The sequence below is a fragment of the Streptomyces sp. NPDC048606 genome (genome assembly GCF_040650855.1).
Classification (GTDB): Bacteria; Actinomycetota; Actinomycetes; order Streptomycetales; family Streptomycetaceae; genus Streptomyces.
In genome coordinates, this window is sequence record NZ_JBEZIB010000015.1 from 81396 (window position 1) to 107799 (window position 26404).

The following is a 26404-nucleotide window of genomic DNA, read 5'->3' on the forward strand; positions in this document are numbered from 1 at the left end:
TCCTCACGCTCCCGTCACGGTCGTCGTGGCCGCGGCGCGGGCGGCGGGGTGGGTGTCCTCCAGGGGCGGCAGGGGGTAGGCGTAGACGCTGCCCGGGTACATGACGGGCCGTCGCCAGTCGGAGGGGTCGAGCGGGGCGAGGGTGTGGCGGTGGCGGCGGGAGGCGTCGATGGCGGCGGCGCGGGCGTCGGAGGAGCGGCCGCTGGACTCGGCGATCTGCTGGATGCGTTCGCTGCCGAAGTTGATGGGGGCGGCCTGGCTGAACTCCTGGGCGCTGACCTGGAGCCAGCCGTCGGTGTCCTCCTTGATGCCGTCGGCGAGGCGGCGTACGGCCTCGTCGTGGTCGGCGCCGGCGTCGCGGGCCTTCCAGTAGTCCAGGACCCGCCGGCCGTGTCCGATCATGCCGGTCATGGCGCCGCCGCTGGTCATGAAGTGGCCGTTGCCGAAGGAGTCGCCGGCGATGACGCCGTTGGCGGCGACCAGGGCGTCGGCCCCGGTGCGTTCGACCAGGCTGAACATCTTGGGCCCGTAGGTCATCTGAACCTTGCGCAGTTCGCTCTTGGGTATCTCCAGGATGTGCGAGGACTGCTCCAGGTAGAACTCGCGCAGCAGGTACTGGTAGCCGGCGTAGTACTCGGGCGACTCGTGGTCGGTGCCCTCGGGGATCAGGCCGGCCGCGATCGGGTCGAACTTCTTGAAGTCGGGGACCTGGACGAGGACCCAGCCGACGGCGGGGTCGCCCTCGTGGCCCACCGCGATCTGACGGGTCCAGTACTCGACGCCGTCCTCGTCGAACTCGGAGGCGACGCGGCGGCGCAGGCGGCCGTCGACGAGGACGTCCATCAGCCCGGCGAGGTAGTCGGCCTGGGCCACGACGGGGCCGCGGCCGTCGCCGTGGTCGACGAGGACGTCCTCCTGCTTGAAGCCGAGCTGGTCGGCGTCGTCGCTGCGGAAGCCCTGGGCGACCATGAACACCTTCGGGACGCCGAGGTCGATGACGTCGGTGCCCGGGGCGCGCACCCGGCGGAACTTGCCCTTGAAGTCGAGCTCGCGGACCGCCTCGATGCGTACGTTGCGCAGTCCGTCGCCGGCGTCCTGGAAGCCGGTGCCGTCGGTGAGGACGCGGTGCTGGCTGAAGAGGCGGACGCGGGGCCGGGCGACACCGGCCTGGAGGTCCTGGCGTTCGACGGCCTCCAGGTAGCGGCGCAGCAGGATCAGCACGTCGGCGGCGCGGGACTGGAAGGCGGAGGGGCCGTCGAGGACCTGGGTCATGGACTCGCCGAGGCGGTTCTCGTCGGGGCGGGTGGGCAGGGTGACCGGGTCGAGGACGGTGACGATGCGGTGGGGCCGGCCCTCCTTCCAGCGGTCGTCGATGAACTCCGCGTGCTGGACGGTGCCGGCGATGCGGGCCTCGGCGCCGACGTACGAGCCGAGGAAGCCGGTGACGACCTCGTCGGCGGCGACGGGTCCGGCGGGCAGGCCCGGCTGGTAGAGGCTGTCGGCGAGCCAGAGGATCTTGCCGTCCCCGCGTCGGGGCAGGCGGTCCTCGCCGTAGCGCTCCAGCATCATCCTGTCGATCAGTCCGAGGTGGTGGTAGAGCTCCTCGCGGATGTTCCAGTGGACTCCGAGGGAGGGGCCGCCGCGCAGTTCGACGCCGACGGCCCGCCGTCCCATGGCCACCGTCCAGAGCATGGCCATCATGTTGGTGCCGCCGAGGCCGAGGGCGAGGAAGTCGGGGTCGCGGACCCCGGTGAGGTCGTCGGCCAGCGCGTCGCGGTCGAAGCCGACGGCGGGGGCGTTCGGGGTCGTCTCGGTGCGGCTCATGTCGTGCTCCTCTTCGGGGTCGCGAGGGTGGTGTGGGCGGGCGGGACGCTCGTGGTGGTGTCGGGTGCCAGGGAGCGGGGGTCGGCCCCGCAGAGTCGGGCGAGGTGGGCGACGGCGGTGACGTCCCGCGGATCGGTGTCCGGGTGGGGGCACAGGATCCAGGGGCGGCCGGCGAACAGCGCGGGGTGCGGGGTGCGGGCGGTGGGACCGCGGCGTCCCGCCAGCGGATGTCCCGGTACGTGGCCCAGCAGGTCGCAGCCGCGCAGTGCGGCCTCGGACCGCACCGCCGGGGTGGTGCCGGCGGTGTCGGTGTAGACGTGGCCCAGGCCCCGGGCCTGGGCGGTGACCAGCGCGTCGACCGTGTCGTGCGGGTCGGTGGCGACGACGACCAGGTCGGCGGGCGGGTGGCGGTCGGTGAGCGGGGTGCCGGCCCCGAGCCGCACGGCGGCGGCCAGGGCGTCGGCGTCCGGGTCGTCGAGGGTGACCTCGACCCCGGCGCCGGCCAGGGCGAGCGCGATGGAGGTCCCGGTCACTGTGCAGCCGATGACGGTGACCCTCCTCGGGCCCGCTCCGGTCACGGCCGCCTCACTCCGCGGAGTCGGCGAACTGGCCGGGGCGGCGGCCCTCGCCGGCGGGTCCGCGGTAGGCCTGGGCGATGTCGAGCCAGGCCTCGGCGTCCTCGCCGGTGGCGGTGAGCGCGAGGTCGGCGCGGTGGCGGCGGCGGGTGACCAGGAGGGCGAAGTCGTGGGCGGGTCCGACGATCTTCTGGGCGGCGTCCTCGGGGCCGATGTTCCAGGGCTCGCCGGAGGGGCTGGTCAGTTCGAAGCGGAAGGGTTCGGCGGGGGCGGTCAGACCGCGGGCCTGGTAGCCGAAGTCGCGGGTGAGGAAGGCGAAGAAGGCGAGGTTGTACAGGCGGTCGGTGGGTTCGCGGCGGACGCCGAGGGCGTCGGCGACGTCCTGGCCGTGGGCGAAGAGTTCCATGATCCCGGCGCTGGCGAGGACGGCCGGCGGCAGCGGGTTGACCAGCCAGGGCACGACCTGTCCCTCGGGGACCGCGGCGAGGGCGGCGACGGAGGCCTCGCCCTCGGCCCGGAAGCGGGCGAGGAGTTCGGCCGGCGGGAGGGTGTTGAACCGCGCGAGGGCGGCGTTGACGGCCCCGTTGAAGTCGCCGGCGGCGGAGGCGGCGATGGCCTTGAAGGTCTCGGGCTCGGCGGCGGCGGTCCGGGCGAGGGTGAAGATGAAGGTCAGGTGGGCGATCTGGTCCGCGACGCTCCAGCCGGGGGCGGGGGTCGGGGTCCGCCAGGCGGCCTCGTCGATGCCGGCGACGAGGGAGGCGACCTCGTCGATGTCGGCGGACAGGTCCTTGAGTACGTCGTTCAGGGCGCTCATGTCGGGTCTCCTCGATGCGGTCGTGCGGGCGGTGGTGTGGTGGGTCGCGTGGTGGGTTGCGTGAAAGGACTTACCGGGCGCGGGCGGCGGGTGGTCGGTCCCGTGAAGCAACCCACCGGGCGGGGGGGCGGGTCCCGTGAAGCAACCCACCGGGCGTGCGGGGCGGCGGGGGTCGGGGCGCGGGCGCGCTCACGCCGCCCGGCCGGCCAGTGACCGGGTGCCGTCCTGGTAGGGCTCCAGGGCCCGGGCCAGGGCGGCCGGGATCAGGGAGGGGACGGTGTCGGTGTTGGGGCCGCGCATGCAGGCGATCCGCTGCCGGCCGCGGGCGATGAGGGTCTCGACCCCGTCCTCGCCCAGCTTCACGTAGTCGAAGGTGAACTCCAGCTGGGTCTGGCCCTGCTCGGCCAGTCGCATCCGGATGGACAACTCGTCGAAGGCGGTGATCTCGGCGAAGAACTCGCAGTCGACCTTCAGGGTGAACAGCTTGAGGTCGTCCTGGACCTCGGCGAGGACGGCCGGGGCCTTCTGCTTGAGGAACAACTCCCGGCAACGGCCCTGCCAGCGCAGGTAGTTGACGTAGTAGACGTTGCCCACGAGGTTGGTCTCCTCGAAGCCGACCGTGTGCCGGTACTCGAAGTATCCGCTCATGTCTCTCCCTCCGTCGGATGCGTGCGGCATCACGGTTCGTTGAAGCAACCCACTCGGGGTGCGGACCGTCCGCGGCCGAGGGGGCCGCGGACGGGTGTCCGTCAGGAACGTGCGAGGGTGGGCAGCAGGGGCAGGACGTTCCTGCGACCGCTGCGGGATCCACCGGGGGCCGGCGCCCCGTAGGTGACCGACACGCCCCGCGCCTGGGCGGCGCGGACGATGCCGGGCACGGCGCGCTCGGCGAGCGCGGCGATGGTCATGGCCGGGTTGACGGTCAGCGCGCCGGGAACGGCGGAACCGTCGGTGACGAAGATGCCCGGGTGGCCGCGCAGCTCGTTGGTGTCGTCGAGCGCGGACGTCTCGGGGTCGTCGCCCATGCGGACCGAGGACAGCGGGTGGACGGTGTAGGCGCCCACCAGGTCGTTGGTCCACGGCATCACCTTGGCGAGGCCGTCCTTCTCCAGGATCTCCTTGACCTCGGCGTCGGACTTGTCCCAGGCGCCCAGGGTGTTCGCGGTGGGGTCGTAGCGCAGGTTGCCGCGGCCCAGCATCTGCTGGGATATGCGGTGCGCGTTGCCGGTGGCGGGAGGGGGTCCGAAGACGCCCTCGTTGTCGTCCTCGATCATCGTGAAGATGGTCAGCCAGGACGTCCAGCGCTTGAGGATCTCCTTCTTCTCGGGGCCGAACCAGGTGGGTCCGACGGCGTCGGGCACCTGGGCGAGGATGGTGCCCAGGCCGGGCGGGAAGTACAGCTGTTCCAGCGAGTAGCGCGAGTACTCGGGCAGGGAGGCGTCGAGCCGGTCCCAGCTGGCCACGGTCGGGCCCTTGCCGATCTGGTTGGCGGCGTAGGCCAGGCCGTCGCCGCGGTCGAGCCCCAGCAGTTCGGCGGCCTTCGCCTCGTCGATGATCGCGGTGTTGAGCCGTTCGCCGTTGCCGGAGAAGTAGCGGCCGACCGCTCTCGGCATGGTGCCGAGGTGGTCCTCGCTGCGCTGGAGGATGACGGGGGTGGCGCCGGCGCCCGCCGCGACGACCACGATCTTCGCCTCGATGGCGCCGGAGCCGACGTGGACGCGGTAGTCCTCGTCGTCCACGACCTCGTAGTGGACGCGGTAGTCGCCGTCGGAGGTGCGGGCGATGTACTGGACCTCGTGCAGGGGGCGGATCTCGGCGCCGTGGGCGAGGGCCGCGGGCAGGTAGTTCACCAGCAGCGACTGCTTCGCCTCGAAGCGGCAACCGGCCATCATCCAGTTGCAGTTGACGCACTTGGTGTTGTCGATGGCGACGGCGAGCGGGTTGGCGGTGCGGCCGGCGCGGTCGCAGGCCGCGGCCCACAGGCCGCCGGCGTAGCTGACGTCCTCCCAGGTCTGCCGGGTGACGGACAACGACTCCTCGACGCGGTCGTACCAGGGGTCGAGGGTGGCGCGGCTGACGGAGCCCGGCCACATGCGGCGGCCGATGGAGCCGTGGCGGTCGAAGACGAAGCGGGGGGCGCGGGGCATCGCCGCGAAGTAGACGACGCTGCCGCCGCCCACGCAGTTGCCGCCCAGGACGCTCATCCCGTCGCCGACCGTGAAGTCGAAGGCCCGGGTGTAGGAGGAACCGAGCTTGTAGTCGTGTTCGAAGTCGTCGCTCTTGAGCCAGGGCCCGCGCTCCAGGACGGTGACCTTCGCGCCGCCGGCCGCCAAGTGGTAGGCGGCGATGGCGCCGCCGAAACCGCTCCCGATGACCAGCACGTCGGTACGTTCGGCCGTCGAGCTCATGCGGGACTCCCGGTGGACGTGGTGTCGGGGTGCAGGCGGGCGAGCGGGCGGCCGTAGCCGAACTCCTTGAAGCGCCACAGGCCGTCGGCGTCGGGGTGGCTCAGGCCCATGGCGGCGAGGCCGGGGTGGCCCGCCGCCAGTGCCTCGGCGGTGTGCAGGTGCGCGGCGGAGTCGAAGGCCATGTTGCAGAAGAGCGAGAGCAGGACCCAGAACTCCTTCTCCGGGTGGCCCGGCCGCGTCAGTCGCAGGACCAGTTCGGCCCGGTCGGGGTAGGCGAGGGCCACGAAGGGGGGTACGTCCCGGTCGAGGGTCAGGCCGCGCTCGGCGGCGTACTCCTCGGCGTGGGCGTTGGCGAGCCGGGCCAGGTCGTCGAGACCGTCGTGGATCCCGGTCGCGTCCCAGCTCAGCAGTTCCAGGGCCCCGGCCTGGACGGCGCCGCCGCCGGTGGCGACGCCGGCGATGGCCCGGTCTCCGGCCCACCGCTTCTGTCCGGGGACGATCGTGTCCGCATAAGCCTCCAGGGTGATCGTCGTCGTGTGCTTCTCGCCGCCAGGCGCCACACGTCCCTCGTCCTGTCCCATCTCAGCCTCCCGTCGTTTCTTCCGGAGCGGGGCGCCTTGCGGCATGGCAGAAAGCTAGGCGCGGTATCCGCGTTCAGGCAACGGAAGTCCGTTCGGGCGGGCCGCCGACCTTCCCAAGTCGTCGCGAGAAGTGGGTGGACTGCCCAGAGTCGCGGCGTCGGGAACGGCCGGGTCCGCGCCCGCTCTTTTCGGCCCTTAGGCTGCTGGCCGGGATGCATTCCTCGCCGCCTGCGACGGCCCTTCCACGAAGGGAACGGGCATGCGAAAGGGCTTCGGGTCTCCTCCCTGGGGGAATTGTGGGTAGCTCCGACCGCTCCGCGACGACACCGACGGATTCCGGCCGCCTCGTGCGGATCGATTCACTCGTGGCCGCCGATTCACCCCGGGTGAACGGCACGGACGAGATTCACGTGAGGCGGCTCGCGGAGATCGTCGCGCAATTGCCCCCGGTGCTCGTGCACCGGCCGACGATGCGGGTCGTCGACGGCACGCACCGCATAGAGGCGGCGCGGATGATGGGCCTCGACTCCGTGGAGGTCCGCTTCTTCGACGGCCCCGAGGAGGAGGTGTTCCTGCGCTCGGTCGCGGCGAACATCGCCCACGGGCTTCCGCTGTCGCTGGCCGACCGCAAGGCCGCCGCGCTGCGCGTCCTGGCCTCGCGGCCGCACCTGTCGGACCGGACCGTCGCCGGCCACACCGGCCTCGACGCGAAGACGGTGGCCTCCGTGCGGCGGTGTTCAGCCGTGGGTCTTCCCGCACTGAACGCCCGTACCGGCGCCGACGGCCGCGTGCACCCGCTGGACCGCACGGCCGAACGACTGCACGCCGCCGAGCTGATGACGAAGGACCCCGACCTGCCGTTACGGGCCGTGGTGCGGGAGACCGGCCTCTCGCTGGGCACCGCCCACGACGTGCGCCGGCGGCTGCGGCTGGGCGAGGACCCGGTCCCCGCGGGCCGCCAGGGCGCCGGCCCCGGCAGGTCCCGTACGCCCCCCTCCGCCGGCTCCCCCGACCCCGCTCCCCCGACCGGCCCCACCCCCCTGCCGGCGCCCGCGGTCGCCGGGGCGCCGAGCCCGCGACGGCGGGAGGCCGACGAGCGCGACCGTCGGCGCCGGCCCCTGGACACCCTGCGCGGGCTCGCGGGCGACCCCTCCCTGCGGCAGTCGGAGTCGGGCCGGGACTTCATCCGCTGGATGCACACCCACTTCGTCCTGGACGAGGCGTGGCGCAAGCGCGTGGACGCGATACCGCCCCACTGCAACGAGGCGGTCGCGGAAATGGCCCGGCACTGCTCGGAATCCTGGCTGCGTTTCGCCGAGGACCTGACGGCCCGGCGGATTTCCCACCACACCGTCCACTTCCTCGATCTGAGTGCGACTCAGGCAACTCGGCATTGACACCCATCGACGACGGGGAGACACGGTGACCACGACCACCATCGAGCACGCTGTCCGCCGAGTGATCCACTACATGCACGTCAATCTCAGTCAGGACCTGACGATCGACGACATGGCCCGTACCGCGATGTTCAGCAAATTCCATTTCACGCGCTTCTTCAGAGAGGTCACCGGTACTTCTCCGGGACGTTTCCTTTCCGCGCTGCGCATTCAGGAGGCGAAAAGGCTCCTCATCCACACGGAATTCAGCGTGGCGGACATCGGGAGCCAGGTCGGATACAGCAGCATCGGCACCTTCAGCTCGCGCTTCAAGGCCTGTGTCGGCCTCTCCCCCAGCGCCTACCGCGAGCGCGGCGGGGTCCTGACGAAGATGCCGCAGCCGGCCGACCGGCAGGCCCCGATCGCCCAGCGCCTGACCCTGCGCGGCCGGGTCGTCGCCGAGCGGCCGGCCGCCGAGGGCCCCGTCTTCGTCGGGCTGTTCCCCAGCCGCGTCCCCCAGGGCCGGCCGGTGCGCTGGGCCGCGCTCAGCCGGCCGGGCGCCTTCGAGCTGCGTGACGTGCCCAACGGCACCTGGCACCTGCTGGTGCACACCCTCCAGTACCCGCACGAGGGCTCCCCGGTCGGGGCGACGGAGCCCGCCGTGCTGTCGGTGGGCCGCTACGGGCCCGTCACCGTCCACCCGGGGGCGCTGCTGCTGCCGGCCGAGGTGGTGCTGCGGCCGGTGGACGTCCTGGACCCGCCGGTGCTGCTGGCGCGGCTGGACGCGCACCTGATGGAGAGCCCGCGCGAGGAGCGGGTGGCGTACTGAGGAACGGCGAAAGGGGCCGGCCGCGGGAGTCTCCCCGCGGCCGGCCCCTTCCTCGTGCGCGCGCGCCCGGTCAGGGCGCCGGGTGCACCGTCATCGGCAGTCCACCGCGCATCCGCAGCGACAGCATGGCCTCGGGCGTCGCCGGGTGTCCGGGCAGGCTGCGCAGTTCCAGGTCCCGGGTGAGCAGGGCGGTGACGAACACCGCCTCCATCATCCCGAGGTTGCTGCCGACGCAGAACCGCGGTCCGGCGCCGAAGGGCAGGTAGGCGTAGCGCGGCCGGCCGGCGACCCGCGCCGGTTCGAAGCGGTCGGGGTCGAAGCGCTCGGGGTCCTCCCACAGCGCCGGGTTGCGGTGCAGGATGTACGGGCAGATCAGCACGTCGGCCTTGGCGGAGACGGTGTACCCGCCGACGTCGTCGCGCTTCTGGGCGACGCGCGGCAGCACCCACACCGGGGGGTAGAGGCGCATGGCCTCCTGGACGACGCGGGTGGTGTACGTCAGCCCGTGCAGGTCCTCGGCGCCCGGGGTCCGTTCGCCGAGCACGCGCCGGGCCTCCTCCCGGACCCGTTCGCGCACCTGCGGGTGGCGCTCCAGCAGGCGCAGGGTCCAGCCGAGGGTGGAGGCGGTCGTCTCGTGGCCGGCGAGGAGCAGGGTGACCAGTTCCTCCTGGAGCCGGCGGCGGGCGAGGGCCCGGTCCGGCATGCCGCGGGCGGCGACGATCATCCGGGCGAGGGCGTCGTCGGCGGGCGCTCCCGCGGCGAGCCGCGAGGCCCGGTCGGCGACCAGCAGGTCCACCACCCGGTGCAGTTCCCGCCGCCCCCTGCGGAAGCGCAACTGGCCGGGCAGGGGGAGCCACTTGGGCACCAGGCCCTGGGTGACCATCTCGAACATGGCCTGGTCCTGGACGTCCTCGAAGGCGTGGGCCACCGAGTCGTGGCCGTCGAGGCCGGTGTCGAGCAGGGTGCGTCCGAGGACGCCCAGGGTCAGGCCGGTGACCTCGTGCAGGACGTCGACGGGGCCGGCGCCCTCGCGGGTGCGCAGTTGCGCGACGAGTTTGGCGGCCTCCTCGGCGACGGCGTCCGCCTGGGCGGTGATGCGGGCCGGTTTGAAGGCGGGCTGCACGTTGCGGCGCTGGGTGCGCCAGATCGCGCCGTCGCTGGTCAGGAGGCCGTCGCCGAGGACCCGGCGGGCCTGCACCAGGCCGATGCCCTTGTGGTAGTTGTCGCTGTTGTCGGCGAGCACGTGCCGGGCGTAGTCGGGCCGGTTGAAGATGTAGAGCTTCTTGGGGCCCATCGACACCCGGACCGCGTCACCGAGGGCCGCCGCGTCCCGCATGAGGCCGAGCCGGTCCACCGCGAGCTTCTTGAGCAGGCCGGGCAGCGCCGTCAGGGGCGGTCCGGGCGGGTTGACGCTCATGCCACCCTGCCTCCTTCTCGTTCTTCGTCGCGGGTGTCGGCCGGGCAGCCGAAGCGGCCCTCGTGGAAGAGCAGCGCGCCGGTCCCGGCGGTGCGGGAGGCGGTCAGCAGCCGACCGAGGAAGATCGTGTGGTCCCCGGCGTCGTGGGCGCGCCACTTCTCGCACTCGAAGTGGGCGGTCGCCCCGGTGATCAGGGGGGCGTCGCAGGCACGGCCGGGCCGGCAGTCGACCGTGTCGAACTGGCCGGCGCCGACGGGCCGGGAGTGGTCGGCGAAGTGCCGGGCGACGGCCTCCTGGCCGTCGCCGAGGATCGAGACGCCGAAGGTCGCCGACCGCTCCAGGCTGCGGTGCATGTCGGCGTCCTTGTCGACGCAGACCAGCAGCAGGGGCGGGTCCAGGGAGACGGAGGTGAAGGAGTTGGCGGTCATCCCGCGGGGGACGTCGCCGCCGACGGTCACGATCGTGACCCCGGTGGCGAACGTCCCGAAGGCGCCGCGCAGTTGACGCCGGTCGTCGAGGTCGACGAGCCGGTCGGCCGCGGCGGTCGTCGCCGCGAGCGGGCTCACGGGGCGCTCCCGGCGAGCGGCGCGACCAGCCGTCGCGCGCCCGCCTCGGCGCACGGCTCCCCGTCCGGCTCCCCCGGCGGGGCCTCGGAGGCGGCCTCGGCGGGGTCCTGGGCCGGCCGGCGACAGTGCTCCAGGGCCCGTGCGAGCGAGGCGGGGATGAGGGTGGGCACGGCCTCGCCGGGGCGTCCGCTCATGCACGCGATCCGCTGCCTGCCGCGCGCCGTCAGCGTCGAGGTGCCGTCCTCGTCCGTCCTGATGTGGTCGAAGGCGAGTTCGAGGCCGGTGTGGCCGACCTCGGCCCAGGCGAGCCGGATCCGGATCTCGTCCCGGGCCGCGACGGGGGCGAGGAGCTCGCACTCCACCTGCTGGGTGAACAGGCGCGGCCCGTCGGGTTCCTCGCCGAGGACGTCGGGGGCGCGCTCGCGCAGGAACAGTTCCTGGCAGCGGGCCTGCCAGCGGGTGAAGGTGACGTGGTCGACCCGCCCGCACAGGTCGGTCTCCGCGAAGGCCACCGTGTGCCGGTACTCGAAGCGGGCGTCGTCCGGCGCGTCGTGCCCGGTGTCGGTCATGACCGGTCGCCTCCTGTCGTCGGGGCGCCGCCGGTCAGGACGGCGAACACGCCGGAGCTCAGGGCCCCCACCCGTACGCCGACGGCGGCGGGCGCGGTGTCCGTGCCGGACAGGGCCGCGGCGGGCGCGGGCGGGCCGGCGGTGCGCCGGACGGGCCGGCGGACCGTGGTGGTGAAGGTGGCGATGCGCGCGGCCCCGGAGGTGAACACGACCCAGTGGGGCTTGGTCGCGGGGGCCAGGGTGAGCGGGGCGTCCGAGGCCGCGCCCGCCTTGCGCAGGCACTCGACGGCGCTCCACACGCGGGTTGCGGCGGTGTCGGCGCTCTCGCCGGTCTCCTTGGCGACGAGTTCGGCGAGCGGGGCGTGGGCTCCGAGCAGGCCCTGCCATTCCTCGCGGGTGCGTCCGGTCACCGCCTCGACGTCGCAGGCCACGGAGGTGTCGGAGCCTTCGGCGGCGGCGACGCCGAGGGTGAGGCCGAGGCCGTGCGCGGCGGAGATCGACCGGCCGTCGGCGAGTTCGGGTCGGCCGTCGGGCCGGTGGAGGACGTCCACGGGCGCGGCGACGGCGCGGCGGATGGCGGCGGTGGTGCCCGCGCGGCGTTCGGCGGGCTGCCCGTCGGGGGTGGTCGCGTCGGGTTCGACGGCTACGGAGATCCGTGCGGAGAGCACTTCCTCTAGGGCCCTTTCCAGGTAGGAGCCGAGCAGGGGGGCCACCCACGGTCCCTGGCCGTCCGTCTTGCGCACGGCGTGGAGGGTGAGGCCTTCCCAGCGTTCGACGACGGTTCCGTCGGGGGTGCGTACGGCGATGTCGTAGACGTAGGTGTCGCCGTCGCGGGAGCGTTCGGTGGCGCAGTAGCGCAGTTCCGCGGGGACCTCGGTGCCGGCGCCCAGCAGGTGGAGCCGGTCGATGCCCGAGGGGAGCAGCGTGGCGTCGGGGACGCACACCTGGTTGCCGTGCATGAGGGCGTCGCGCATGCCCGGGTCGGCCAGCAGCAGCCGGCCGGGCAGGAACCCGGCGAACCAGTTGCCGCGGGGGTCGACGGCGACGTCGGCGTCGACGTGGCGGGCGGCGGCGCGGTGGAAGCGGCGCAGCCGCTGGAAGCGGGGGCCCTGGAAGAGGACTCCGCCGTACAGGTCGGCGGCGGGGTCGAGGGGGGCCTGCGGTACGCCCTCGGCGACCTGGTCGGGAGCGCCGTCGGGGGCGGTGGCGCCCGAGTAGAGGAGGCGGGCGCGGAAGTGTTCGGCGGTGAAGCCGGTCTCCTCCGCGTGGATGGCGACGTCGACGGTGTCGGCGGCGGTGACGGCGGCGGCGATGCGGATCCGGTTGGCGCCGTTGGGCGGGACGAGGATGGGCCGCAGGAAGCGGGCGTTCTCGATGACGGGGACGTCCTCGCGGCCGATGGCGGCGCCGGCCACCTGGACCATGGCCTCCATGCCGAGGACGGCGGGCAGGAGGAGGTTGCCGTCGAGGTGGTGGTCGGCGAGGTAGAGGTCGGTGCCGGAGTTGAGTTCGACCTCGGTGACGAGTTCCACGCCGTGGTAGCGCACCAGCGGGGTGCCGGTGAAGCGCAGCAGCGGCAGCGGCGGCAGTTCGCGGCGTACGGTCTCGATGCCCTCGGTGCGTCCGCTGATGACGCTGACGACGGGGGCGTCGGGGTCGGTGACCAGGCGCAGCAGGATCTCGATGCCCTGGTCGGGGGTGACGGGGGTGATGCCGTCGCGGGTCAGGGACTCGACGACGGCCAGCTTCTCGCCCATGCCGACGCCGGACCACACGGACCACTCCAGGCACAGGGTCCGGCAGTGGGGCAGGTCGCGGGCGATCTGTTCGGTGGCGGCGGCCAGCCATTCGTTGGCGGTGGCGTAGTGGGCCTCGCCGCGCAGGCCGGCCCGGCCGATGATGCTGCCGAGGGTGACGATCAGCTTGAGCGCGCCCTGGTCGACGGCGCCGAGCACGTGGTGCAGTCCGTCGACCTTCGGGGCGAAGGTGCGCCGGAAGTCCTCGGGGGTCAAGGCGGTGACGGGGGCGGGTTCGTTGCGTCCGGCGCCGTGCAGGACGGCGGTGACGGGGCCGAGTTCGCCGGTGAGCTCGGCCACGGCCGCGGCGACCCGCGCGGGGTCGGTGACGTCGGCGCGGGCGTAGGCGACGGTGATCCCGCCGTCGCGCATGCGGCGCAGGTTGGCGGCGACGTCCTGGTCCTCGGCGGGGTCGGAGCGGCCGAGCAGGGCCAGGCGGGCTCCGGTCTCCTTGGCGAGGGCGAGGGCGCACTCGGCGGTGATGCCCTTGGCGCCGCCGGTGACGAGGAGCACGTCGCCGGAGTCCAGGACCTGTTCGACGCGGGTGCCCGCGTGGGGCAGCACGCTCAGGGTCGGAACGCGGCGGGTGCCGTCGGCGTCGTAGTGGACCTCGGTGAAGGAGGCGGTGGCGGCGACCTCGGCGAGGACGCGGGCGACGCTCTCCTCGGCGGCGGGCGTGTGGACGACGGTGGTCCGCAGGTGCGGGGCCTCCAGGTGCAGGCTCTTGGCGAGGCCCGCGGCGCCGGCGCCGTCCTGGACGAGGACGAAGCGGCGCGAGCGGTCCCCGGCGAGCGCGGACTTGGCCGCGGTCAGGGCCTGTTCGAGGGCTTCGGGCGGGCAGGGGGACGGCAGCCAGACCAGTACGCCGGCCCCGGCCCCGGAGCCCTCCAGTTCCCGCCGGAGCGTCTGCGCGTACGGGTGTCCCTGCGGGGCGTACAGCTCCCAGGCGCCGTCGGTCCGGTCCGGCGGGGGCGTGTGCGCGGGCAGCGGTACGGGTTCCAGGGCGACGGCGAAGGGCCGGGCCCAGGGTGCGGCTCCGGTGACGAGGGCGGTGGGGCCGGCGGTCCCGGAGCCGGCGGTGTCGGCGAGGGTCTCCAGGGCCTCGGCGAGTTGGACGAGGGTGGCGGTGGCGAAGTTGGTGGGGACGTGGGCGGCGGCGATGCCGAGCCGGCCGGCGGCCTGGTTGACGAGCTGGCCGACGGTGATGGAGCTCATGTGGAGTTCGTCGATGAGGCTGATGTCGTCCCCGACGAGCTCGGGCGGCAGTTCGGCGCGTTCGGCGACCAGGGCGCGCAGCACTTCGAGGGCCGATCCGCCGCCGTCCGCCCCTTCCCCGCCGGTGGCGGCCCGGTCGGGGCTCGCGGTGTCCGCGTCGTCCTCGGTCGGGGCGCCCGCGCGGGCGCGGCCGGCGGGCAGGGTGATCTCGGGGGCCTGTTCGCAGGGGCTCGACAGGAAGTCGAACGTGGCGCCGATCTCCAGCGGCCGGGTGAGCCGGTCGTTGAAGAGGCGTTCGTGGATCAGCGGGACGCCGGCGACGTAGGCGGCGCCCACGACCTGGAGCAGCGGCTTCAGGGACTCGGCGTCGGTGTCGAGGGCGAGGGCGGGTACGTCCACGCCGGCGGCGGTGAGCGCGCTCAGCACCCGGCCGGGGCCGACCTCGACGAACAGGTCGACGTCGGCGGCGGCGGCCTTGACGGCCTGGGCGAACAGCACGGGGTCGGTGATCTGCCGGTGGAGCAGCTTGGGCAGGTCGCTGTCGGCGAGGAGGTCCTCTCCGGTGACGGTGGAGACGATCCGCCGGTCGACGGGGCCGAAGGGCACGCCGGTGAGCCACTCCCCGAAGGCGTCGGCCGCCGGGGCGACCAGCGGCGAGTGGAAGGCGTGCGAGACGGCGAGGCGGGTGCAGGTGACGCCGGCCGCCTCGGCGCGCCCGGCGACGGCCTCGATGGCGTCGACGGGACCGGCGAGGACGGTCTGGCCGGGGCTGTTGAAGCCGGCGACGACGACGGGCAGCCCCTCGGCGAGGGAGGTGGCGGTGTCGGGGGCGGCGGCGAGCGAGGCCATGGTGCCGGAGGCGCTGTGCTCGGCCATGGTGCGGCCGCGGACCCGGGCCACCTCCAGCAGGGTGGGGGCGTCGAGGGCGCCCGCCCAGTGCAGGGCGGAGAGTTCGCCGAGGCTGTGTCCGACGGCGACGTCGGCCTCGATGCCGAGGGAGTCGAGGACGCGCAGGCCGGCCGTGGAGCCGGTGACGATGCGCGGCTGGGCGACGCCGGTGGCGACCATGTCGCCGTCGGTCGGCAGCGCCGCCCGGTCGTAGACCTCGGCGGCCTCGGTGAAGCGGCGGCGCAGGGCGCCCCCGCCGGTGCCGCGGCCGGAGCCCTGTCCGGGGAAGAGGAACCCGACGCGGGGGGCTTCGGTGGTCTTCCCGAGGAAGGCGCGGCCGTCGCCCGCGGGCAGGCCGGTCGCCCCTTCGTCGAGGGCCTCGGCGATGCGGGCGAGGCGCAGTTCGGCGTCCTCGGGCGAGGTGACGACCACGGCCGCGCGGTGGGGCAGTTCGCGCAGTTCGCGCTGGAGGGTGGCGGCGAGGTCGGCGAGCTGGGCGTAGGACAGGCCCGCCGCGAACGCGCCGACCTCCGCGACGCGGGCGCGCAGCGCCTCGGGGGATTCGCCGTCCAGCAGGAGCAGTTCGGCGTCCTGGAGGGAGCTCGCGAGGACGGTGGAGCGGCGGCTGGGGGCGGTGCGCCGTCGGGGCGGGGTCTTGTCGAGGACGACGTGGGTGTTGATGCCGCCGAAGCCCATGGCGGTGACGGCGGCGCGCAGCGGCGCCCCTTCGGGCCAGGCCTCGGCCTTGCGCAGGACGCGCAGGGTGGCGCCGTCGCCGGTGAGGAGGTCGTGGGGGTCGACGCAGCCGATGGCGGGCGGCAGGACGCCGGCGTCGACGGCCAGGGTGGCCTTGATGAGGCCGGCGATGCCGGCGGCGGCCTTGGCGTGGCCGATCATGCCCTTGATGGAGCTGATGGCGGCGCGCGGGGCGGTGGGGTCGGCGTCGGCGCGGGCGCCGGTGATGGCCCGCAGTTCGGTGGCGTCGCCGACGGCGGTTCCGGTGCCGTGGCCCTCGAAGAGGGGGACGGTCTCGACGCCGAAGCCGGCGCGCTCGTAGGCCCGGCTCATGGCGAGCCGGTAGCCGCTGACCTCGGGGCGGGTGATGCCGCCCTGGCCGTCGGAGGCGATGCCCCAACCGGCGACGGTGGCGTAGATCCGGCGGCCCTGGGCGAGGGCGTCCTCCTCGCGCATCAGGACGACCATGCCGCAGCCCTCGCCCGGCCAGAAGCCGTTGGAGCCGCGGTCGTAGAGCCGCATCTCCTTGCGGGCCAGGGCGCCGGTCTTGGCGAACCCGATGATCTCGAAGGGGTCGATGGACAGGTCGACGCCGCCGGCGACGACGACGTCGAGGTCTCCGCCGACGAGGGATCCGGCGGCGGTGGTGACCGACAGGAGCGAGGAGGAGCAGGCGCCGTCGACGGTGTAGCCGCCGCCGTTGAGGTCGAAGTGGTTGCAGATGCGGCCGGCGATGGTGTTGGAGAGGCCGCCGGCGAGGGTGTCCTCGTCGATGGCGGGGAAGGGCCGCTTGTAGGCGTCCTCGACCCCGTCGAGGAAGTCGGCGAGGCGCTCGTCCTGCCAGTCCTGGTCCTTGAGGGCGGCGGCGAGGACGCGGCGTACGTAGGGCCAGCGCAGCCGCATCACGTTGGCGCGGGAGAACTCGCCGGTGAGGGTGTTGCCGACGACGACGCCGGTGCGCGGCCGGGGCAGCCCCTCGCCGGCCGGGAAGCCGGCGTCGGCGAGGGCGGAGGTGGCGGTGTCCAGGGCGAGCCAGTGCGTGAGGTCGGTGGAGCGGTAGGTGCTGCCGGCGATGCGGTGGGCGACGCGGTCGAAGGAGTAGCCGTCGATGACCGCGGCGTTGCGGGCGTAGAAGCGGTCGGGGACGGTGGGGTCGGGGTCGTAGTAGTCGTCGAGGTTCATGCGGACGGCGGGCAGCCGGCGGAAGGCCCGGCGTCCGGCGATCGCGTTCTCCCACAGTTCCCGGTGGTTGGTGGCATCGGGGTAGCGGGCCGCCATGCCGACGATGGCGATCCTGGTCATACGGTGACCTCCTTCTTCTCCCTGGCCGCCCGCATGGAGGCGCACTTGCCGTGCTGGCAGGTCCCCGCCGTGCAGGCGTCGACGGGGGCCGGGGCGGCCACGGCCACGGCGGCGGCGGGTGCGGGGGCCGCGGCGAGGGCCGGGGCGGGGTTCGGGGCGGAGCTGAGGGCGGACGCCGGGGCCGGGGCGGCGGTGGGCAGGACGGTCAGGCCGGCGGTGGGGGCCGTCGGGGCCTGCTTGGCCTGCGCGGCGCGCTGCTTGTCCAGGTAGTGCAGCAGCCACAGGTAGCCGCCGCGGATCAGGCAGACCAGGGCGGTGGCGAAGAAGATGCCGTAGGCGATGCCGAGGCCGGTCAGCAGCCCGTACATGGCGGCGACGCCGGCGCCGAAGGCGATCTGGGAGGAGCGCTTCGACGGGGAGGTGCCGGGGTCGGTGATCATGTAGTTGGTGAACAGCACGAAGGCGGTGCCGGTCATCATGCCGAGCGCCGACGGGATCGAGGTGTCCAGCAGCAGGCCGCGGACGACGGCCTGGACCGCGAAGCCGCCGACCCAGGCCATGATGAGCCACATGCGGTTGGTCAGCTTGGCGTTGAGCAGGGTGCCGAGGGTGATGATGATCGCGGGCAGGACCCAGTCGGCCGGGCCGTAGAGGTACTCGGTGAAGTGGTACGGCGGCGCGATGCTGGCCCAGGGGAACAGCAGCAGGATGATCGTGATGCCGAAGTTCGACGGGTTCATGTAGTGCCGCATGCGTCCCTTGAGGGGGGAGCGAAGGACCCACTTGGTGGCCACGGCGACGACGACCCCGAAGACCAGCACCCAGATGCGGTCGTTGACGTAGGTCAGCATGTTCACGGCGAGGGAGGTGATGTGGGCCGGGAGGAGGAACTCCACGAGGCCCTTCTTGCCGCCGCCCGCGTAGCGCGGGGCGCGGCCCTCGGCGCGGGCGCCGATCGCCTCCAGGACGATCTCGGTGGTGTAGCCGGTGGCGAGGGCGATGAACGGCCACAGCCAGGCCTGTTCGAAGCCGAGGACCGTGTAGCCGAGGATGTTGAGGACGGAGATGGATATGGCGAACCGGCGGAGCGCGGTGATCGTCTTCAGGTCGTGGCGCGGGGGCGTCTGTGGTTGCGTGGTGGACACGGTCATTTCTCCTTGGCCTCGGCGCCGAGCTGGATCGAGTGCCAGCCGGGGGTCAGCTGAAGATCCTGTTTGCGTACCTGACCGGTGCGGTCGCGCCAGGTGAGGTGGACCGTGTTCGGGCCGGTGGCGGAGCCGAGGCCGAGCTGCACCTCGTGGCTGCGCTTGCCGGAGTGGCCGCTGCCGCCGTCGACGCGTCCGATGAGGGTCTTGCCGCCCGGTCCCTTGGTGCTGACCTGGGCCCCGATGGCGGGCGAGCCGTTCTCGTCGGTGAGGCGCAGGCCGAGGAAGGCGTTGCCGGCGTCGCTCATGTTGCAGTAGAAGACGGGGGCGTCCCACTGGCGGGCGACGACGAGGTCGAGGCGGCCGTCGCCGTCGGCGTCGCCGGTGGCCATGCCGCGGGTCGGGACGGGGACGCCGAGGCCGAGCGGCTTGGACAGGTTGCTGTAGGAGCCGTCCTTGTTCTTGGCGAAGAAGCGCAGGAACTGGTCGCCGGCGAGGTCGTCGCCCTCTTCGACGTTGGGCCAGAAGTAGGGGTGCTTGACGAGCGCGTCGTTGGCGGTGGCCAGCTCCTGGAGCTGGGGCCAGCGGTTGCGCTTGCCCTTGACGAAGCCGGTGGCCTGGGTGATCTCCTGCGTGCCGTCGTTGTCGAAGTCGCCGGTCTTCACGTCCCAGCCCCAGCCGGACCAGGCGAGGTTCAGCGGTGCGCTGCGGTCCACGAAGGGGGCTTCGCCGGAGGTGAAGCGGGTCTTCAGGTCGGCCTTGTCCCGGGCGGTGTTGATGAAGGCGAAGTTGGATTCCTGGATGCCGAAGGAGGTGGTGATGTTGGAGACGAAGGCGTCGTAGAGGCCGTCGCCGTCGAGGTCGGCGAAGTCGACGCCCATGCCCTTGAAGGAGCTGCGGCCCAGTTCCTTGGACTTGGGGGTCATGGCGGTGTGGGTGGCCTTGACCTGCGCGAACTCGATCTTCCCGGGGCGGGACTTGTTGTAGAGCAGGGCGGAGGTGCCGAAGTCGTGCGCCAGGTACATCTCGGGCTTGAGGTCGCCGTCGAGGTCGGTGGCGGAGACGCCGAGGGTCCAGCCCTTGGAGATGCCCTCGGGCAGGACGCCGGGCTCCTCCTCGAAGCCGCCCGGGGTCCAGCGGAAGAAGTGGCCGCCGCCGCCGTTCTGGGCGTGCGACAGGGAGTCGTTCATGGTGACGCCGCCGTCGACGGTGTCGTCGAGGACCGGGCTGTCGGGGAAGTAGTTCCCGATGTAGATGTCCTGGTGGCCGTCGCCGTCGAAGTCCGCGACGGTCGCGGCGTTGGAGTTCCACAGCGGGCCGTTGTAGACGGATCCGCCGGTGCCGGGCACCAGCTCTACGGGGACGAAGCAGTCGGGGCCCAGCGGCGCCTTCTTCTCCCGGCCCTCCTTCTTGGCCTGGTAGATGACGGGCGTGCGGCCCCAGTAGTACACGAGGACGTCGAGCGCGCCGTCCTCGTTGAAGTCTCCGGGCACGCAGCCGATCGGCGCGGTGATGTCGTTCTTGGGCAGCGGCGCCGGGTCGAGCACGAACGGCTTGTACGTCTCGCTCTTGCGGCCGGGGACCGGCGCCGGGGTGATCACGACCTGGTCGATGCGGGGGTCGGTGATGCAGAGGTCGTTGGCCAGTCCGTCGGCGTCGATGTCGTTCATGGCGACACCGGCGCCGACGGAGGATATCCAGCCCTCGATGTGCTTGTAGGCCTTGTTCACCTTGCGGACCGTCTGCTGCTTGTATCCGGCGGGCATGGCGATCGACATCGGCACGAACTTGTAATTCTCGGCGAGTTTCGCGTCGTCGGCAATTGCCTGGGACGCGGGTTTCACCGCGTAGAACAGACTCACCATCAGGGTGAGTGCGACGATTCCCGGAGCCTGTCGGCGAATCCAGGAAATGGGGTGCGTCATGCGCTGGCCCCCTTCTGGAAGATGAGGGGCGAGGTGATCTTCTCGGCGATCTGCTGCCGCCAGGTCTCGAACGCGGGCACCTCACCGCCGTCGCAGTGCGTGGGGCGCAGCTCCAGGCAGACCCGGGCGGCCTCCTCGGGGGTGCGTCCGCCGCACAGCACGCGGGCCGCCATGACGGTGTGGTCGATGACGGTGCCGGCCTTGACGCGGGCCTCGGAGGCGAACGCGGAGCCCTGCGCCAGGTTCGGCAGGTGGGCGCCGGCGAGCTCGCCGAAGCGGCGCAGCTCGTCCTCGTCGGCGCTGCCCGCGTAGGTGCAGGCCAGGCCGGAGCCGGCGTACAGGTCGCCGTGGCGGTGCTCGGGGTAGGCGGCGATGAGGCCGGCGACCACCTCGGGGTCGGTGCCGCCGACGAACCACAGGGCGCGGCCGATGCCCTGGTCGAGGACGCGGGCGCTGTAGGCGTCGGAGCCGCCCTTCCAGCTGAAGGGGTGGTCGGCGAGCGGGTCGCGGACGTAGCCGTCGGTGTGGAAGTAGGCCTGGTGGAAGCCGTAGCCGTCCAGGATGAGCCAGCGCAGGACCGGGTCGTAGCGGTCCACGTCGGGCCACAGGAAGCGGGGCAGGCGGGCCATGGCCCAGCCGATCCCGACGTAGATCATGTAGTCGTGGCGGCTGCCCTCCCCGGCGAGGAGGCCGTCGAGCCGCTTGGTGCCGCCGGTGAGGGAGTCGAGCATGACGGCGCCCATGCCGGCGCCCTCGTAGGCGAACCCGCGGTAGGCGAGGGGGACGGTCTCCAACCACTCCTCGGCCTGGGCCGCGGACCGGGCCTCGACCGCGTACGCGTACCCCTGGAGGAAGGTCGCGCCGACGGTTTCCAGCTGGTGTTTGGCCGCAGCGTTCTTCACATGGAATCCGCGCGTTTCCAGCTGCGTTTCCCGGACATTGGGCGTGAGGACTCGGCGCCTCAGCGCACGCAAGGTGGACACGTTGTAACCGCCCCTCGTGATTTTCCTCTGGAATTCCTTACTCGTTACGAATCTGCCAAGTACCCGGCCGGGCGGTCCACTTCAGGAATGCTCATACAGAATTGACGAGGACCTTTTCGCGGACGGCGCGGCGCCAGTGCTCGTACGTGGGCACCTCGCCCGCGGCGCTCGGCGCGGGAGCGCTGTCGTCGGCGAGGGCGGCGGCGGCCTCGACGGTGAGGCCGGCGAGCGCGTGCACGGCGGTGCGGGTGTGCTCGGGGACGGTGCGCGAGAAGTGGCGGGCCTTGGCGGCGAAGACGGAGCCCTGGGCCACGTGGTCGCGCAGTTCGCCGGCGGCGGCGCTCAGGGCGGCGAGGTCCTCGGCGGTGGAGCAGCCGGCGAAGGTGGCGGCGAGGCCGACGCCGGCCCACAGGTCGGCCTGCCGGCCGCTCGCGAAGCGGCGTACGGCGGCGGCGACCTGCTCGACGCGGGCGCCGTTCACGAACCACAGGGCGCGGCCGATGCCCTGGTCGACGGCCCGCTGGAAGTAGTCGGGGTGGCCGTCCCACGGGTGGGGGGTGTCGAGGCGCTGCTCGTCGATCCACCGGCGGGTGTCGAAGTAGGCCTTGTCGAAGCCGTAGCCGTCGACGGCGAGCCAGGTCATGGGCGGGTAGAACTCCTCGCCCTCCAGCTCGGGCACGACCTTCTTCCACAGCGGTCGGGGCAGCTTGGACATGGCGAAGCCGATGCCGATGTAGTTGAGGAAGATGTGGGGCCTGCCACCGCCCTGGAGCAGGTCGGCGGTGCGCCGGCCGCGGCCCGGGCCCATCGTGTCGCGGATGACGCAGGCCATGGTGGCGCCCTCGTAGGCGAAGCCGCGCAGCTCGGCGTCGACCAGGGACAACCGGCGTTCGGTCTCCCACAGGTCTCGGGCCTCGATGCCCCACTCGAAGCCGTTGACGACGGCCTGCGGGATGGCCTCCAGCTGCCGCGTGGCCGCGGTCTCGGTGACGGGGAAGCCCCGGCCGGAGAAGCTGACGTCCCTCAGGGACGGGGCCATCAGCAGCTTGCGCAGTGATCCCATTGCCGTTGCCACGCGGCGCCTCCTTCGCGCAGCCACCCGGGGTGGTGGCGGAGGGCCCATGGTGGGCGCGCCCGCCGGCGACGGGCATCTTCCGGAGTGCGCAACGGCCCCTTGAACAGGGCGTGTTCAACCCGGCGCCGGCGCGGGCGGGTCAGCGGCACGGGCGGGTCGGCGGCACGCGCGGGTCAGCGCAGCCGGCGGACGGCGACCTCCTCGCCGTGCACCTCGCGCTCGCATCCGTCGCAGACGGGCCGGACCTGGACGTGGCCGTCGCAGCCGATGTGTTCGGCGCGGCGCGGGGGTCCCTGTTCGGTGGGCAGGTTTCGGTCGCCCCACTGCATCAGGGCGAGGACGGCCGTGGTGAGGTCGCGTCCCATGGGGGTGAGCGGGTACTCGTGGCGGACGGGCTTGTCCTGGTACGGGACTCGTTCCATGATCCCGAGGTCGACGAGCCGGCCCAGCCGGTTGGTGAGCACGTTGCGGGCGATGTGCAGGTTGCCGAGGAAACCGTCGAAGCGCTTCACGCCGAGCAGTGCCGAGCGCACGATCAGCAGGCTCCAGCGCTCGCCGATCACCTCCAGGGAGCGGGCGAGGTTGCAGTCCTGACCTTCGTATGTCCGTGGCAGCATGCGGCCCACCGTAGCGGGGAGGGTTGCGTGAAAGGACTCATCCGGGGGCCACGGACCGCAACAGCGCAATTCCGAAGAAGACTGCGCACCGCGCACGGTGGTGCGATGATGCGCGGGATTTCCTCGACCGATGGAGGTGGGGCGGGTGGCCGCAGGAGTGCACACCGGTACCGAACGGCAGGCGACGGGGCTGATCGACGCGCTCAACACCCGTTACCACAAGACGGCGTTACGGGTCTTCGCGGTCGTCGTCGTGGCGCACTGGGCCGAGCACCTCGCCCAGGCCGCGCAGATATACGTCCTCGGCTGGCCGCTGCCCGAGGCGCGCGGCGTCCTCGGTGTGCCGTTCCCGTGGCTGGTGAAGTCCGAGTGGATGCACTACGGGTACGCCCTGCTGATGCTGGCCGGCTTCCTGATGTTGCGGCGGGGGTTCACCGGCCGCTCCCGCACCTGGTGGAACGTCACCCTCGGCGTCCAGGTGTGGCACCACTTCGAGCACCTGCTGCTCCTGGTCCAGGCCCTGACCGGCGCCTTCCTGGCGGGCAAGGCCGTGCCGACGAGCATCGTCCAGCTGCTGGCGCCGCGCGTGGAGCTGCACCTCTTCTACAACGCGATCGTCACGATCCCCATGATCGTCGCCATGGTGCTGCACACGCGGGCGAACTCCGACAACGCCTCCGCGCGCTGCGACTGCGCCCTGACGGCATGAGTCTGACGGCCGCCGCCCCCGCTCCGGGGGCGTCCGCCCCCACGGCGCCGGCGGCCCGGCCGACCCGCCGGCCGTCGGGGTTCGTCTCGTTGCTGGTGCTGATGGGCGCCGCGCTGATGCTCTACCTGTCGCTGCCGAACCTGGGCAACGCGTTGCGCTCGGCGACGACGGACGGGGCGGCGGGGACGTTCACGGCGAGCCGGTTGACGTGCATCCAGCATCCGGGGCACGAGACCTGTGAGTGGTCGGGCGACTTCCGTCCGGCGGACGGGGCGGGCGCGGCGATCGAGAACGTCAAGCTGTACGGGACCGACCGGGACTCGCTCGGCATGGGGCAGACCGCGGCCGCCGTGGACGTGGGCAACCCGGGCCGGGTCTACCGGCCGGGGCGTTCGGCCGAGTTGGCGTTCACGGGCGCGATGCTGGTGATCGGGTACGCCCTGCTCGCCGCGGTGGTCCGGCGCCACCTGATGCCCCCGCGCACCACCGCTCCCCCCGGAGCCCGCACGACCGATTGACCCGCGCGGCACGACGGAAACCCCCGGCGGCACGACCCCGCCACCGGGGGTTTCCCCACGCCCGTCTCTTCGCAGCCCGCACGGAAGGGGGCGCGTCGGCGCCCGCCCTCCGCCCTCCCCGCAGCCCGCACGGGCGAGTGAGCCGAAGGGGGCGCGTCGGCGAAGGAGGGCGAACGCCCGGAGGAAACGCGAGGAACGAGCGTTTTCGAGGACGTACGCCCTCCTGGAGCCGACTGCCGCGCCCCCGGAGGCGAACCGAGCCCCAAAAGACAAACCCCGCCCCTCCGCCGCGGGGGTAGGGAGGCGGAGGGACGGGGGGCTACGGACCCGGGGAGGGGGGTCCGCGCGGGTCAGGCCGTGCGGCCCGCGGGCGCGTTCTCGCCGGGGAGGGCGAGACGGCTGTACGCGTAGGCCGCCGACACGAGGGTCATGTGGTGGTGCCAGCCGGGGTAGGAGCGGCCTTCGAAGTCGAGGAGGCCGAAGTCGTCTTCCAGGCGCTGTACGGTGGCGCCGGCCCGGCGGTGGAGCTGGGCGAGGGCGACGAGTTCGTCGGAGCGCCGGTAGAGCATGTTGGTGAGCCAGAGTTGGGGCGAGCGCCGGCCGGCGTGGTGGCGTACGGCGAACAGCCGGTAGGTGTGGTGGGGGTTCTGTCGGGTGGTGCGCAGTTCGGGGAGTCGGACGAGGCCGGTGACGACGGAGGTGCGGCCGGGCTGTCCCTCGTGGCTTCCGAGGGTGTCGAGGCGGAAGTGGCTTTCGGGCTTGAGCTCGAAGAACCGTCGGGCCTCCATCGCCGCAGGGAGTCCGCCGCCGCCGACGTAGGCGGCGCGGCCGTTGCCGTGGACGCCGGGTACCACCGGTATGCGGCCGGGTACCGCGACGACGAAGTCGCGGCCGCGTGCGCTCAGTGCCCTGACGAGGGGTGCGGCGCCGGGGCAGGTGGTGAGGTCGGCGACGATCGGCGGGGCGCCGAAGCGGGTGTTCACCGCCAGGGCGTCGGCGAGGTCCAGGGTGTGTTGTTCGACGGCGCGGTGGGTGACGCCTTCGGGGATCCGGGCGCGTGAGCGGCGTTCCTCGTCGCCGGCCCAGGCGCCCGGCAGCAGGAGGCCCCAGTCGACGGGGAAGGCGTCGGTGGGGGTCGCGAGGAAGGCGCCCACGCCGACCTGGCAGTTCACGGAGCGCCCGGTGGCGGGTACGAAGCGGCGGTGCACGCCGCAGGAGTGCTCGCCGCGCTTGCGCAGGACGGCCGTGTCGAGGACCCAGGCCTGGGGCTCCACCCTGCGCTCGACCCAGCGGGTGAGTTCGGCGCGGGCCAGGCCCCAGTCCCAGGGGCTGGCGTTGACGAACTGGTGCATCGACTGCGGGGCCGTCGGGGAGTCGGACACCGCCGCGGCGATCCGTCGTACCGACTTCTTGCCCTCGGTGGTGAGCAGCCCCTGGAGATAGGCCTGGGCCCAGTAGCGCTGGTCGGCCCGGGGCAGGTGCCCGAAGAGCTGTTCGGTCATCAGCGAGACGGGCGCTTGGGCAAGGCTCGAGTCGTTCGCCGCCATGGCGCGATCCTTCCTGCATCGGTCATCCAGCCGCTCCGCATCAGCATAGCGATCGTTCGTTTTTTTTCCAGTGGGTGAACGTACCTCCACCCCAACCGGCCACGATCCGGGCCCACTTCGGCAAGTGGACACCGCCCCGTCCGCCCGCACGGTGGTGTGACCACGTCCAGTCACCACTTCGGCAACTCTGCGTTGCGTTCGCCGCCTGATCATGCGGAAGCTGGGGGCATCGCAACCACGCACGCTTGAGGTGCCGGGACAGCGCACCGGTGGGCCGGGCACCTCCCGACCCACCTTCGGAGAACCCATGGCGAATCAGCAGAGGGCGGTCAGGAGCCGCGGCGCCCTCGTGCGGGCGGCCGCAGCCCACTTCGACCAGGACGGCTACGCCGGGACCTCGTTGTCACAGATCAGCAAGTCGGCCGGGATCTCGGTGGGCGGCCTGACCTTCCACTTCAAGTCCAAGGCCGAGCTGGCCGAGGCCGTCGAGGAGGTCGGCCGCGCCGACACCCGGGCGGCCCTGGAGCGCGTCCGGGCCCGGCCCGGCAGCGCGCTGCGCCGGCTCGTCGAGCTGACCCTGGAGTTGACCCGGCAGATCGGCAGGAACGCGGCCGTACGGGCCACCATCCGCCTGGAGCGCGAACGGCCCGGGGCGCAGCCGTGGTCCGCGACCTGGCTCCCCGACGCGCACGCGTTGTTGCGTCAGGCCCGCGAGGACGGCGGGTTGTTGCGCGGAACGGACCCGGAGGCGGTGGCGGCCCTGGTGGTGAGCCTGGTGTCCGCCACCGAGATGGCCTCGCGGCGCCCCACGGGCCCGGCCTGGTCCACCGAGGGCGCGGTCACGCTGCTGGAGGACACCTGGCGACTGGTCCTGACGGGGATCCTGGCCGACCGGGAGAACATCACCGAGGTCACCCGACACCACGCGGTCGTCTCGGGCCGCGAGGGCCGGGTGGTCGGCTAGCTCTCGACCCGAGGCGTCCGAGGCGT

The 26404-nt window shown here is 72.9% G+C and carries 21 protein-coding genes; 5 read left to right on the forward strand and 16 right to left on the reverse strand.

From position 1 onward, the window contains the following. Positions 1 to 3 precede the first annotated feature (3 nt). The 6 genes from AB0D01_RS18385 to AB0D01_RS18410 form a co-directional block, all read right to left on the reverse strand. On the reverse strand, positions 4 to 1824 hold the full coding sequence (locus AB0D01_RS18385) for a hypothetical protein (protein WP_363056386.1): 1821 nt from the start codon (positions 1822 to 1824) through the stop codon (positions 4 to 6). Then, positions 1821 to 2402, reverse strand: a complete 582-nt coding sequence (locus tag AB0D01_RS18390; RefSeq protein WP_363056388.1) for a prephenate dehydrogenase/arogenate dehydrogenase family protein — start codon at positions 2400 to 2402, stop codon at positions 1821 to 1823. Before AB0D01_RS18390 ends, AB0D01_RS18385 begins: the two co-directional genes overlap by 4 nt. 7 nt (positions 2403 to 2409) lie before the next feature. Next, entirely contained in the window at positions 2410 to 3213 is an 804-nt protein-coding gene (locus tag AB0D01_RS18395) for a TIGR03084 family metal-binding protein (protein WP_363056390.1), read from the reverse strand. Positions 3214 to 3402: 189 nt separating this feature from the next. Next, positions 3403 to 3861, reverse strand: coding sequence for an acyl-CoA thioesterase (locus tag AB0D01_RS18400; protein ID WP_363056392.1), 459 nt, complete (start codon positions 3859 to 3861; stop codon positions 3403 to 3405). A 101-nt stretch (positions 3862 to 3962) separates the two neighbouring features. After that, positions 3963 to 5621 (reverse strand): GMC family oxidoreductase, encoded by a 1659-nt coding sequence (locus AB0D01_RS18405; RefSeq protein ID WP_363056393.1) that lies wholly within the window; start codon positions 5619 to 5621, stop codon positions 3963 to 3965. Further along, positions 5618 to 6202 (reverse strand): DUF5987 family protein, encoded by a 585-nt coding sequence (locus AB0D01_RS18410; protein WP_363056395.1) that lies wholly within the window; start codon positions 6200 to 6202, stop codon positions 5618 to 5620. The genes AB0D01_RS18405 and AB0D01_RS18410 overlap by 4 nt, the downstream gene beginning before the upstream one ends. A 410-nt stretch (positions 6203 to 6612) precedes the next feature. On the opposite strand from AB0D01_RS18410, the gene AB0D01_RS18415 reads away from it, so the two are divergent. Together AB0D01_RS18415 and AB0D01_RS18420 are read left to right on the forward strand one after the other, a co-directional pair. Next, positions 6613 to 7599, forward strand: a complete 987-nt coding sequence (locus AB0D01_RS18415; protein WP_363056397.1) for a ParB N-terminal domain-containing protein — start codon at positions 6613 to 6615, stop codon at positions 7597 to 7599. 25 nt (positions 7600 to 7624) lie between these two features. Further along, positions 7625 to 8407, forward strand: coding sequence for an AraC family transcriptional regulator (locus AB0D01_RS18420; protein WP_363056399.1), 783 nt, complete (start codon positions 7625 to 7627; stop codon positions 8405 to 8407). Positions 8408 to 8477: 70 nt separating this feature from the next. Here AB0D01_RS18420 and AB0D01_RS18425 read toward each other — a convergent pair whose 3' ends face one another. From AB0D01_RS18425 to AB0D01_RS18465, 9 genes are all read right to left on the reverse strand, one after another. Continuing rightward, positions 8478 to 9824, reverse strand: a complete 1347-nt coding sequence (locus tag AB0D01_RS18425) for a cytochrome P450 (protein ID WP_363056401.1) — start codon at positions 9822 to 9824, stop codon at positions 8478 to 8480. After that, on the reverse strand, positions 9821 to 10390 hold the full coding sequence (locus AB0D01_RS18430) for a flavin reductase family protein (RefSeq protein WP_363056403.1): 570 nt from the start codon (positions 10388 to 10390) through the stop codon (positions 9821 to 9823). The genes AB0D01_RS18425 and AB0D01_RS18430 overlap by 4 nt, the downstream gene beginning before the upstream one ends. Continuing rightward, complete coding sequence (locus tag AB0D01_RS18435; RefSeq protein WP_363056405.1) at positions 10387 to 10959, reverse strand: acyl-CoA thioesterase; 573 nt, start codon at positions 10957 to 10959, stop codon at positions 10387 to 10389. The genes AB0D01_RS18430 and AB0D01_RS18435 overlap by 4 nt, the downstream gene beginning before the upstream one ends. Further along, a complete protein-coding gene (locus AB0D01_RS18440; protein WP_363056407.1) occupies positions 10956 to 16895 on the reverse strand; it encodes a type I polyketide synthase in 5940 nt (1979 codons plus the stop codon). Before AB0D01_RS18440 ends, AB0D01_RS18435 begins: the two co-directional genes overlap by 4 nt. After that, positions 16892 to 18046 (reverse strand): enediyne biosynthesis protein, encoded by a 1155-nt coding sequence (locus AB0D01_RS18445; RefSeq protein WP_363056409.1) that lies wholly within the window; start codon positions 18044 to 18046, stop codon positions 16892 to 16894. The genes AB0D01_RS18440 and AB0D01_RS18445 overlap by 4 nt, the downstream gene beginning before the upstream one ends. Continuing rightward, positions 18043 to 19965 carry a CRTAC1 family protein gene (locus tag AB0D01_RS18450; RefSeq protein WP_363056411.1) on the reverse strand — a complete coding sequence of 641 codons (1923 nt, stop codon included), beginning with the start codon at positions 19963 to 19965 and terminating at the stop codon, positions 18043 to 18045. The genes AB0D01_RS18445 and AB0D01_RS18450 overlap by 4 nt, the downstream gene beginning before the upstream one ends. After that, positions 19962 to 20948: a DUF1702 family protein gene (locus tag AB0D01_RS18455; RefSeq protein WP_363056413.1), complete on the reverse strand. Its 987-nt coding sequence runs from the start codon at positions 20946 to 20948 to the stop codon at positions 19962 to 19964. The genes AB0D01_RS18450 and AB0D01_RS18455 overlap by 4 nt, the downstream gene beginning before the upstream one ends. 91 nt (positions 20949 to 21039) lie before the next feature. Continuing rightward, the gene (locus AB0D01_RS18460; protein ID WP_363056415.1) at positions 21040 to 22023 is read right to left on the reverse strand and encodes a DUF1702 family protein; all 984 of its coding nucleotides are present in this window, start codon (positions 22021 to 22023) and stop codon (positions 21040 to 21042) included. A gap of 173 nt (positions 22024 to 22196) precedes the next feature. Further along, positions 22197 to 22640: a helix-turn-helix domain-containing protein gene (locus tag AB0D01_RS18465; RefSeq protein WP_363056417.1), complete on the reverse strand. Its 444-nt coding sequence runs from the start codon at positions 22638 to 22640 to the stop codon at positions 22197 to 22199. A 145-nt stretch (positions 22641 to 22785) separates the two neighbouring features. On the opposite strand from AB0D01_RS18465, the gene AB0D01_RS18470 reads away from it, so the two are divergent. Together AB0D01_RS18470 and AB0D01_RS18475 are read left to right on the forward strand one after the other, a co-directional pair. Beyond that, positions 22786 to 23349, forward strand: a complete 564-nt coding sequence (locus AB0D01_RS18470; RefSeq protein ID WP_363056419.1) for a hypothetical protein — start codon at positions 22786 to 22788, stop codon at positions 23347 to 23349. Continuing rightward, positions 23346 to 23867, forward strand: coding sequence for a hypothetical protein (locus AB0D01_RS18475; RefSeq protein ID WP_363056421.1), 522 nt, complete (start codon positions 23346 to 23348; stop codon positions 23865 to 23867). The genes AB0D01_RS18470 and AB0D01_RS18475 overlap by 4 nt, the downstream gene beginning before the upstream one ends. 350 nt (positions 23868 to 24217) lie before the next feature. Here the strand turns inward: AB0D01_RS18475 and AB0D01_RS18480 are convergent, their stop codons facing one another. Then, positions 24218 to 25414 (reverse strand): transposase, encoded by a 1197-nt coding sequence (locus tag AB0D01_RS18480; protein ID WP_363056423.1) that lies wholly within the window; start codon positions 25412 to 25414, stop codon positions 24218 to 24220. A 307-nt stretch (positions 25415 to 25721) separates the two neighbouring features. On the opposite strand from AB0D01_RS18480, the gene AB0D01_RS18485 reads away from it, so the two are divergent. Then, positions 25722 to 26378 carry a TetR/AcrR family transcriptional regulator gene (locus tag AB0D01_RS18485; RefSeq protein ID WP_363056425.1) on the forward strand — a complete coding sequence of 219 codons (657 nt, stop codon included), beginning with the start codon at positions 25722 to 25724 and terminating at the stop codon, positions 26376 to 26378. Positions 26379 to 26404 lie beyond the last annotated feature (26 nt).